The sequence below is a fragment of the Streptomyces sp. UNOB3_S3 genome (assembly GCF_020740895.1).
GTDB lineage: Bacteria > Actinomycetota > Actinomycetes > Streptomycetales > Streptomycetaceae > Streptomyces.
Map to the genome: position 1 here is coordinate 1 of NZ_JAILXP010000292.1, position 9,225 is coordinate 9,225.

Below are 9,225 nucleotides of genomic sequence, written 5' to 3' on the forward strand. Positions count from 1 at the left end.
GTGCGAGTTCGGCCAGCAGGGGGCTCGGCCGGGGCGCGGTGAACGCGGCCGTGAAACGTTCCCAGTCGATGTCGGCGATGACCGTCGTCGCGGCGTCGCCGCCCACCGTCGCGGCCAGTGCCTCGATGGCGGTCTCCGCCGCCATGGGCCGTACGCCGTCGCGCCGCAGGCGCTCCTCGACGGTGGCCGAGGCGGCCATGCCCTCCTCCGCCCACGGCCCCCAGGCGAGCGAGGTCGCCGGCAGCCCGAGTGCGCGGCGGTGTTCGGCCAGTGCGTCCAGGCAGGCGTTGGCGGCGGCGTAGTTGCCCTGTCCCGCGCCGCCGACGGCGCCCGCGAAGGAGGAGAACAGCACGAACGCCGACAGGTCACGGTCCTCGGTGAGCTCGTGGAGGTGGAGCGCCGCCTCGTACTTGGCGCCCAGCACGCGTGCGAAGCGTTCCGGGGAGAGTGCCTCGACGACGCCGTCGTCGAGGACGCCCGCCGCGTGCACGACGGCGGTCAGCGGGTGCCGGTCCGGGATCCCCTCCAGGACCCCGGCCAGGGCCGCGCGGTCCGCCGCGTCGCAGGCGACGACGGTGACGGACGCGCCGAGCCCGGTCAGCTCCGCCTCCAGGGCGGCGGCCCCGGGCGCCTGAGGTCCGCCGCGGCTGAGCAGGACGAGGTGCTCGGCGCCGTCGCGCGCCAGCCACCGGGCGACCCGCGCGCCCAGCGCCCCGGTGCCGCCGGTGACGAGCACCGTGCCGTGCGGGGTCCACCGCCGCGCCGGGTCCGGGGCCTGTGGCGCCCGGCTCAGCCTGCGCGCGAAGAGGCCGGAGGCGCGCACGGCGAGCTGGTCCTCCCCCGACCCGCCGGCCAGGACGCCGGTCAGCCTGGCCCAGGCGCGGTCGTCCGGGGCGGCCGGGAGGTCGACGAGTCCGCCCCACCGCTCGGGGTGTTCCAGGGCCACGGTCCGGCCGAGGCCCCACACCTGTGCCTGGACCGGTGAGCCCGGCCGGTCCGACGCGTCGACGGCCACGGCGCCTCGCGTGGCCGCCCACAGCGGGGCCTCGACGCCCAGGTCGCCGAGCGCCTGCACCAGGCCGGCGGTCAGCGCGAGGCCGGCGGGCACCGACGGGTGCGCCGCGTCCCGCTCCTCGGCGACGGCCACCAGCGAGAGCACGCCGCGCGGTTCGCGCGCGCCGGTGCCCTCGAGCACGGCCCGCAGCCGCTCCGCGAGGACGGCGCGGTCGGAGTCGGCGGCGGTGAGGGGGACGGTGAGCACGGTGGCACCGTGCCGGGCCAGGGCTGCGGTGGCGCCCGTCGTCAGGTCGTCCTCCGCGTGACCGGCCGCGGTCGCGACGAGCCATGTCCCGTCGAGCGCCGCCGCGCCGGGCTCCCGCACAGGGCGCCAGACCGGCTCGTAGCGCAGCCCGGAGTCCGCCGCCGGCGCCTCGGCCGCGGCGTGTGCCCGGGGCGCGGGCCACCAGTGGCGCCGGCGCTGGAACGCGTAGGTGGGCAGCTCGGCCGGCCGGTCGCCGGGACGGGCGAGGCCGGAGAACACCGCCGGGCGGTTCCATGCCACGCCGTGGACGTGCAGCCGCGCCAGGGCCGTGGCCAGCGCGGCCTCTTCGGGCCGGTCGCGGCGCAGCGCGGCCACGACGGTGACGGCGTCCTCCTCCGCCCGGTCGGCCAGGCAGTCCGCGGCCATCGAGGACAGCACCGCGTCGGGGCCCAGTTCGAGGAAGGCCCGTGCACCGGCGGCGGCCAGGCCGCGTACGCCGTCGGAGAAGCGCACCGCCTGCCGTACGTGGCGCACCCAGTAGTCGGGCGAGCGGACCTCCTCGGCGGTGACCGGCCGCCCGGTGAGGTTGGAGACGAAGGGGATCGTCGGCGGGGCGTGGTCGAGGCCGGCGGCGATCTCGCGGAACGCGTCGAGCATGCCGTCCATGTGGGCGGAGTGGAAGGCGTGGCTCACCCTCAGCCGCCGGGTCTTGCGGCCCTCGGCGGCCCACAGCCGGGCCACCGCGTCCACGGCGTCCGCGTCCCCCGAGATCACCGTGGACACCGGGCCGTTGACCGCGGCCACGGCCACCTCGTGCTCCCGGCCGGCCAGCGATGCCCGTACCTCCTCCTCGGTGGCCCGCACCGACACCATCGCGCCGCCGGCCGGCAGGGCCTGCATCAGCCGGCCGCGGGCCGCCACGAGGGTGACGGCGTCCGCGAGGGTGAGCACACCGGCCACGTGCGCCGCCGTGAGCTCGCCGATCGAGTGGCCGGCGAGGTGGCCGGGACGCAGCCCCCAGTGCTCGACCAGCCGGTACAACGCGACCTCGAAGGCGAACAGCGCGGGCTGTGTGTACTCCGTACGGTCCAGCAGCGCGGCCTCGGGCGAGCCCTCGGCGGCGAACATGACGTCCCGCAGAGGGTGTTCCAGGTGGCCGGCGAAATGGGCGCACACCTCGTCGAGGGCGCGGGCGAACGGGGGGTGGGCGCTGTGGAGCCCCCTGCCCATGCCGGGGCGCTGGCTGCCCTGCCCGGTGAACAGCACGGCCAGCCCGCCGGGCTCCTCCTCGGCGACTCCCCGCACGAGGTGGCCGGCCCGCTCGCCCCGGGCGAGCGCCCCCAGCCCGGTGAGCAGCGTGTCACGGTCCTGGGCGACGACCACGGCGCGGTGGGCGAAGTCCGACCGCGTGGTCGCCAGGGCGGCGGCGATCCGCGCCGTGTCCGCCTCCGGGCGCGCGGTGAGGTGGGCCAGCAGCCGGCGGGCCTGGTCCCGCAGCGCCTCCGGGCTCCTGCCGGACACCACGTGCGGCAGCGGGCGCGGCGCGGCGTCTTCGGCGGGGGCCGCTTCCTCCGCCGGGGCCTGTTCCAGGATGACGTGGGCGTTGGTGCCGCTGATCCCGAACGAGGACACACCCGCCCTGCGGGGCCGGCCGGTCCGCGGCCAGGGCACCGGCTCGGTCAGCAGGCTCACCGCACCGGAGGACCAGTCCACGTGCGGTGTGGGCTCGTCCACGTGGAGGGTCCTCGGCAGCGAACCCTCGCGCAGCGCCAGGACCATCTTGATGACACCGGCGACGCCGGCCGCCGCCTGCGTGTGGCCGATGTTCGACTTGATCGACCCCAGCCACAGCGGCCGGTCGGCCGGGCGCCTCTGGCCGTAGGTCGCCAGCAGGGCCTGGGCCTCGATGGGGTCGCCGAGGGTGGTGGCGGTGCCGTGCGCCTCGACCGCGTCCACGTCGGCGGTGGTCAGCCGTGCGTTGGCCAGCGCCTGCTGGATGACGCGTTGCTGGGAGGGGCCGTTGGGGGCGGTGAGGCCGTTGCTGGCACCGTCCTGGTTGACGGCCGAACCCCGCAGCACGGCGAGCACCGGATGGCCGTTCTTCCGGGCGTCGGAGAGCCGCTCGACGAGCAGCATGCCCACGCCCTCGCCCCAGCCGGTGCCGTTCGCGGCGGCCGCGAACGCCCGGCACCGGCCGTCGGGGGCGAGCCCGCCCTGCCGGCTGAACTCGACGAACGCGCCCGGCGTCGACAGCACGGTCACCCCGCCCGCCAGGGCCATCGAGCACTCGCCCTGGCGCAGCGCCTGAGCGGCGAGGTGGAGGGCCACCAGAGAGGAGGAGCAGGCGGTGTCGACCGTGACGGCGGGTCCCTCGAAGCCGAGGCTGTAGGCGACGCGGCCGGACATCACGCTGCAGGCGCTGCCGGTGATGAGATAGCCCTCGCCGCCCCGGGCCGGGCCGTCCATCAGGGTGACGTAGTCCTGGCCGTTGGTGCCCACGAACACACCCGTCCGGCTGCCCCGTACCGACGCCGGGTCGATCCCGGCCCGCTCCAGGGCCTCCCACGAGGTCTCCAGGAGCAGCCGCTGCTGGGGGTCCATCGCCATGGCCTCGCGCGGCGATATGCCGAAGAAGTCGGCGTCGAAGTCGGCGGCGTCGTGGAGGAATCCGCCTTCGCGGGTGTAGGTGGTGCCGGACTGCTCGCGGTCGGGCGAGTAGAGCCGCCGGAGGTCCCAGCCCCGGTCGGTGGGGAAGCCGGAGATCGCGTCGCCGTCCGAGGCCAGCAGCTGCCACAGTTCCTCCGGCGAGCGCACACCGCCGGGAAAGCGGCAGCTCATGCCGACGATCGCGAGGGGCTCGTCCGCGGTGGCCGGCGCGCCGGGCTCCGCCGCGCCGGACGTGCCGGGTCCTTCCTCCCCGACGAGCCCGGCCTTGAGGTGGGCGGCCAGTGCGGCCGGTGTCGGATGGTCGAAGACCGCCGTGGCGGGCAGCCGGACGCCGGTGGCGCTCTGGAGCCGGTTGCGCAGCTGTACGGCGGTGAGCGAGTCGAACCCCAGCTCCTTGAACGCCTTGCCCGCCGACACGTCCTTCGCCGAGCCGTGACCGAGGACGGTCGCGGCGTGCTCGCGCACCAGCTCCTCCAGCAGCCGGTCGCCCTCCTCCGCGGTCATCGTGGCCAGCCGCCGCGCCAGCGCCGGCTCGCCCGTCCCGGCCTCGCCGGTCGCGGCGGTACGGCGGGGACGGCCGCCGAGCAGGCCGCGCATCGGCACGGGGACCGGTCCCGCGACCGCCTGGGCCCGCAGGGCGGCCACGTCGACCTTCGCGGGGATCAGCACGGCCCCGTCGGCGGCCAGGGCCGCGCCGAAGAGGGCCAGGCCCTCTTCGGAGGACAGCGGCGCGATGCCCCCGGTGCCCATGCGCCGCAGATCGTCGTCGGTCAGGTGCCCGGTCATTCCGCTGCGTTCGGCCCACAGGCCCCACGGCAGCGCGAGGGCGGGCAGGCCGAGTGCGCGGCGGCGGTGGGCCAGCGCGTCGAGGAAGGCGTTGGCCGCGGCGTAGTTGGCCTGCCCCGGGGTGCCCACCGTGCCGGCGATGGAGGAGAACAGCACGAAGGCGGCGGGCCGGTGGGCCAGCGTCAGTTCGTGGAGGTTCAGCGCGGCGTCCACCTTGGCCCGCAGGACCGGATCGACGCGCTCGGGCGTCAGGGACGCGACCACGCCGTCGTCGAGCACACCGGCCGCGTGCACGACCGCGGTCAGCGGGTGCTCCTCGGGCAGCCGGTCCAGCACGGCCGCGAGCGCCTGGCGGTCGGCCGCGTCGCAGGCCGCGACGGTGACCTCGGCGCCGAGGCCGGTCAGCTCGGCCTCGAGTTCTGCCGCCCCCGGCGCGTCGGGGCCGCGGCGGCCGAGCAGCAGCAGGTGGCGCACGCCGTGCCGGGTCACCAGGTGCCGGGCCAGCAGCGCGCCGAGGGTGCCGGTGCCCCCGGTGATCAGCACCGTGCCCCCGGGCGCGAAGGGCGCCGTGTCCCCGGGGGACGCCGGGAGGGCACGGGTGAGGCGGGGTACGGACACGGTGCCCGAGCGGATGGCGAGTTGGGGCTCGCCCGAGGCCAGGGCGGCGGGCAGCGCCCGGCGGGATGCCTCCCGCCCGTCGAGGTCGACGAGCACGAAGCGGTCGGGGTGCTCGGACTGGGCCGAGCGGACGAACCCCCACACCGCGGCGTTCACCGTGTCGACGGCGCTGTCGTCGGTGGCGGTCGCCATCGCGCCCCTGGTGACGAACACCAGGCGCGAGAAGGCCAGGCGCTCGTCCGCGAGCCACGCCCGCATGAGCGCCAGCGCCCGGTGGGTGGCGGCCCGCACGGCCGCCGGGACGTCGTCGTCCGCCGGCGGCGGGCAGGCCAGGACGACGGCGTCGGGCGCCGCCCCGCCGGCGGCGAGCCGCTCGCCGAGCGCGGCGAGGTCGGCGTACCGCTCCTCAACGCCCAGATCAAGGACGTCCTCGCCCAGGGCGGCCCACCTCAAGGAGGAGCCCCCGGCTTCCGTGGCCGTGGCCGGTGGTGTCCAGTCGAGCCGGAACAGCGCGTCCCGGGGCAGGCCCGTCCCGGCGGCCGGCCGCTGCTCGGCCACCGGTCGCAGGGTCACCGAGTCGGCGGTGAGGACCGGTTCGCCGGTGCCGTCCGCCGCCTCCAGGCTCACGCTGTCCGGACCGTTCGGCGCCAGCCGTACGCGCAGTACCGAGGCACCGGTCGCCCGGAGCGTGACGCCGTGCCACGAGACCGGCGTGCGCACCTCCCCGGAAGCCCCGTCGGCGGCCGGCGCGTGCGTCGCGGCGTCCAGCAGGGCCGGGTGGATGCCGTACCGGCCGGCGTCCGCCGCCGCCTCCTCGGCCAGGCGGACCTCGGCGAAGACCTCCTCGCCCCGCCGCCATGCCGCGCTCAGGCCCCGCAGGAGCGGCCCGTAGCCCAGGCCGCCGTCGGCGAGACGGTCGTAGAGGTCCTCGACGGACAGTGGCGTGGCGTCCTTCGGCGGCCACTCGGCCGGACCCGCCGGCCGTGGCGCGCCGCCCTCGCTCAGCGTGCCGTGGGCGTGCGCCGTCCACGGCTCGCCGACGGGGGCGTCGGCGGGGCGCGAGTGGACGGCCAGGGGCCGCCGGCCGGCGGCGTCCGCCGCGCCGACGGTGACCTGGACGCTCAGCGCGCCGTCGGCGGGCAGCACCAGGGGCGTCCCGACGGTCAGCGTCTCGATCCGGTCACAGCCCGTCTCGTCGCCGGCCCTGACGGCCAGTTCCACGAATCCGGCCGGGGGCAGCTGGACGGTGCCGTGGACCACGTGGGCGGCCAGCCACGGATGGGCACGCGCGGACAGCCGCCCGGTCAGCAGGACCCCTTCGCCGCCGGCCGGCTCGACCGCCGCGCCGAGCAGGGGGTGCCCGGCCGGCGCGAGGCCCAGTCCGGCGGCGTCACCCGTGGCCGTAGGGGCGTCGAGCCAGTACGGCCGGCGCTGGAAGGCGTAGGTGGGCAGCGCCACCGGCGCGCCGCCGGGGAACACCGGCCGCCAGTCCACGTCGACGCCTGCCACATGCGCCTCGGCCAGCGCCGTCAGGAAACGGGTCGTACCGCCCTCGTCGCGCTGGAGGGTGGCGAGCACGGTGGCCGGGGCCCCGGTGTCGTCGAGGGTCTCCTGGAGGGCGAGGTTCAGCACGGGATGCGGGCTGACCTCGACGAACACCCCGTGCCCGGCCTCGGTCAGGGCCCGCACGGCCTGCTCGAACTCCACGGTCCGGCGCATGTTGCGGTACCAGTACCCGGTGTCCAGCCCCGCCGTGTCGAACAGGCCGCCGGTGACGGTGGAGTAGAACGGGATCAAGCCCGAGCGCGGGCGGACGGGGGCCAGCACCTCGAGGAGGTGCTCGTGCAGGGTGTCGACCTGCGCCGAGTGACCGGCCGTGTCGATGCCGGGGATACGGCGGGCCCGTACCCCCTCCTCGCGCAGCCCGGCCACCAGCTCGTCGAGGGCTTCGGGATCGCCCGCGACGGCCACCGAGCGGGGGCCGTTCACAGCGGCGACCGCGAGCCGGTCGCCCCAGCGCGTCAGCCGCGCGGCGACGTCCCCGGGCGGCAGCAGGACGGACGCCATGCCGCCCCGGCCGGCCAGGGTCAGCCACGCCTTGCTGCGCAGGGCGACGATCCGGGTGGCGTCCCGCAACGTCAGGGCCCCGGCCACGTAGGCCGCGGCGATCTCGCCCTGGCTGTGCCCGACCACCGCCGACGGAAGCACTCCGTGCGAGCGCCACAGCGCGGCCAGCGACACCATCATGGTGAACAGCGCGGGCTGCACCACGTCGACGCGGCTGAGCGACGGCGCGTCCGCCACGCCGCGCAGCACGTCCAGGACGGACCAGTCGAGGAATTCGGCGAAGGCGGCGTCGCAGGCCAGCACGCTGTCACGGAAGACCGCCGAGGTCTCCAGGAGTTCCCGCGCCATGCCGGCCCACTGCGTCCCCTGGCCGGGGAAGACGAACGCCACGGCGCCCTCGGCGCGGGCCGTGCCCTCCACGGTGCCGGGCGCGGCGTCCTCGTGGGCGATCGCGTCCAGCCCCCGCAGGAGGCCCTCGCGGTCGGTGGCGACGACCACGGCGCGGTGCTCGAAGGCGGTCCGGGCGGTGGCCAGCGCCAGGCCCACGTCGGCGGGGCGTGGTTCCGGCCGGGCGGTGACATGGGCCAGCAGCCGTCGCGCCTGGGCCCGCAGTGCCTCGTCCGTACGGCCCGAGACCGCCCACGCGACGGCGGCACCGTCCTCGGGCGGGCCGTCACCGGCCGGGGCGTCGTCGGCCGGCGCGGGCGGCGCCTGCTCGAGGATGACGTGGGCGTTGGTGCCGCTCACGCCGAACGAGGAGACGCCGGCCCGCCGGGGGCGGTCCTCGGCCGGCCACGGGGTGAGGGCGGTGAGGAGTTCCACGGCGCCGGCGGACCAGTCGACATGGGGTGTCGGCGCGTCGGTGTTCAAGGTGGGCGGCAACACCCCGTGGCGCATGGCCAGGACCATCTTGATGACGCCGGCGACACCTGCGGCGGCTTGGGTGTGGCCGATGTTGGCCTTGACGGAGCCGAGCCGCAGCGGCCGGTCCGCCGGCCGGTCCCGGCCGTAGGCGGCGAGGACGGCCTGGGCTTCGATGGGGTCGCCGAGGCGGGTGCCGGTGCCGTGGGCCTCGACGGCGTCCACGTCGGCCGGCCGGATGCCGGCGTTGACCAGGGCCTGGCGGATGACGCGTTGCTGGGAGGGGCCGTTGGGGGCGGTGAGGCCGTTGCTGGCGCCGTCCTGGTTGACGGCCGAGCCTCGTACGACGGCCAGTACGCGGTGGCCGTTGCGCCGGGCGTCGGACAGCCGCTCCAGCAGCAGCATGCCCACGCCTTCGCCCCAGACGGTGCCGTTGGCCGCTGCAGCGAACGGCTTGCACCTGCCGTCGAGGGCGAGGGCGCGCTGCCGGCTGAACTCGATGAACGGCTCGGGAGTCGACATGATGGCGACGCCACCGGCGAGGGCGAGGTCGCACTCGCCCTGACGCAGCGCCTGGGCGGCCAGATGCAGGGAGACCAGCGAGGACGAGCACGCCGTGTCCACGGTGATCGCGGGGCCTTCGAGGCCGAGGGTGTAGGCGATGCGCCCGGAGAAGACGCTTCCGGCGCTCCCCGTGCTCAAGTAGCCCTCGACGCCCTCCGGCACCTGGCCCAGCCGGGTGGCGTAGTCGTGGAACATCGCGCCGGCGAAGACGCCGGTGCGGCTGCCGCGCAGTGATGTGGGGTCGATGCCGGCGTTTTCGAGGACTTCCCAGGAAGTCTCCAGGAGTAGCCGCTGCTGTGGGTCCATGGCGAGGGCTTCGCGGGGGGAGATGCCGAAGAAGGCGGCGTCGAAGTCGGCGGCGTTGTGGAGGAATCCGCCTTCGCGTACGTAGGTGGTGCCGG

At 76.6% G+C, this 9,225-nt stretch carries 1 protein-coding gene; it reads right to left on the reverse strand.

Features of this window, described 5'->3' with window-relative positions:
• Nucleotides 1–9,225: type I polyketide synthase (locus K6I33_RS26140; RefSeq protein ID WP_229356988.1), on the reverse strand; the 9,225-nt coding region annotated here is incomplete at both ends.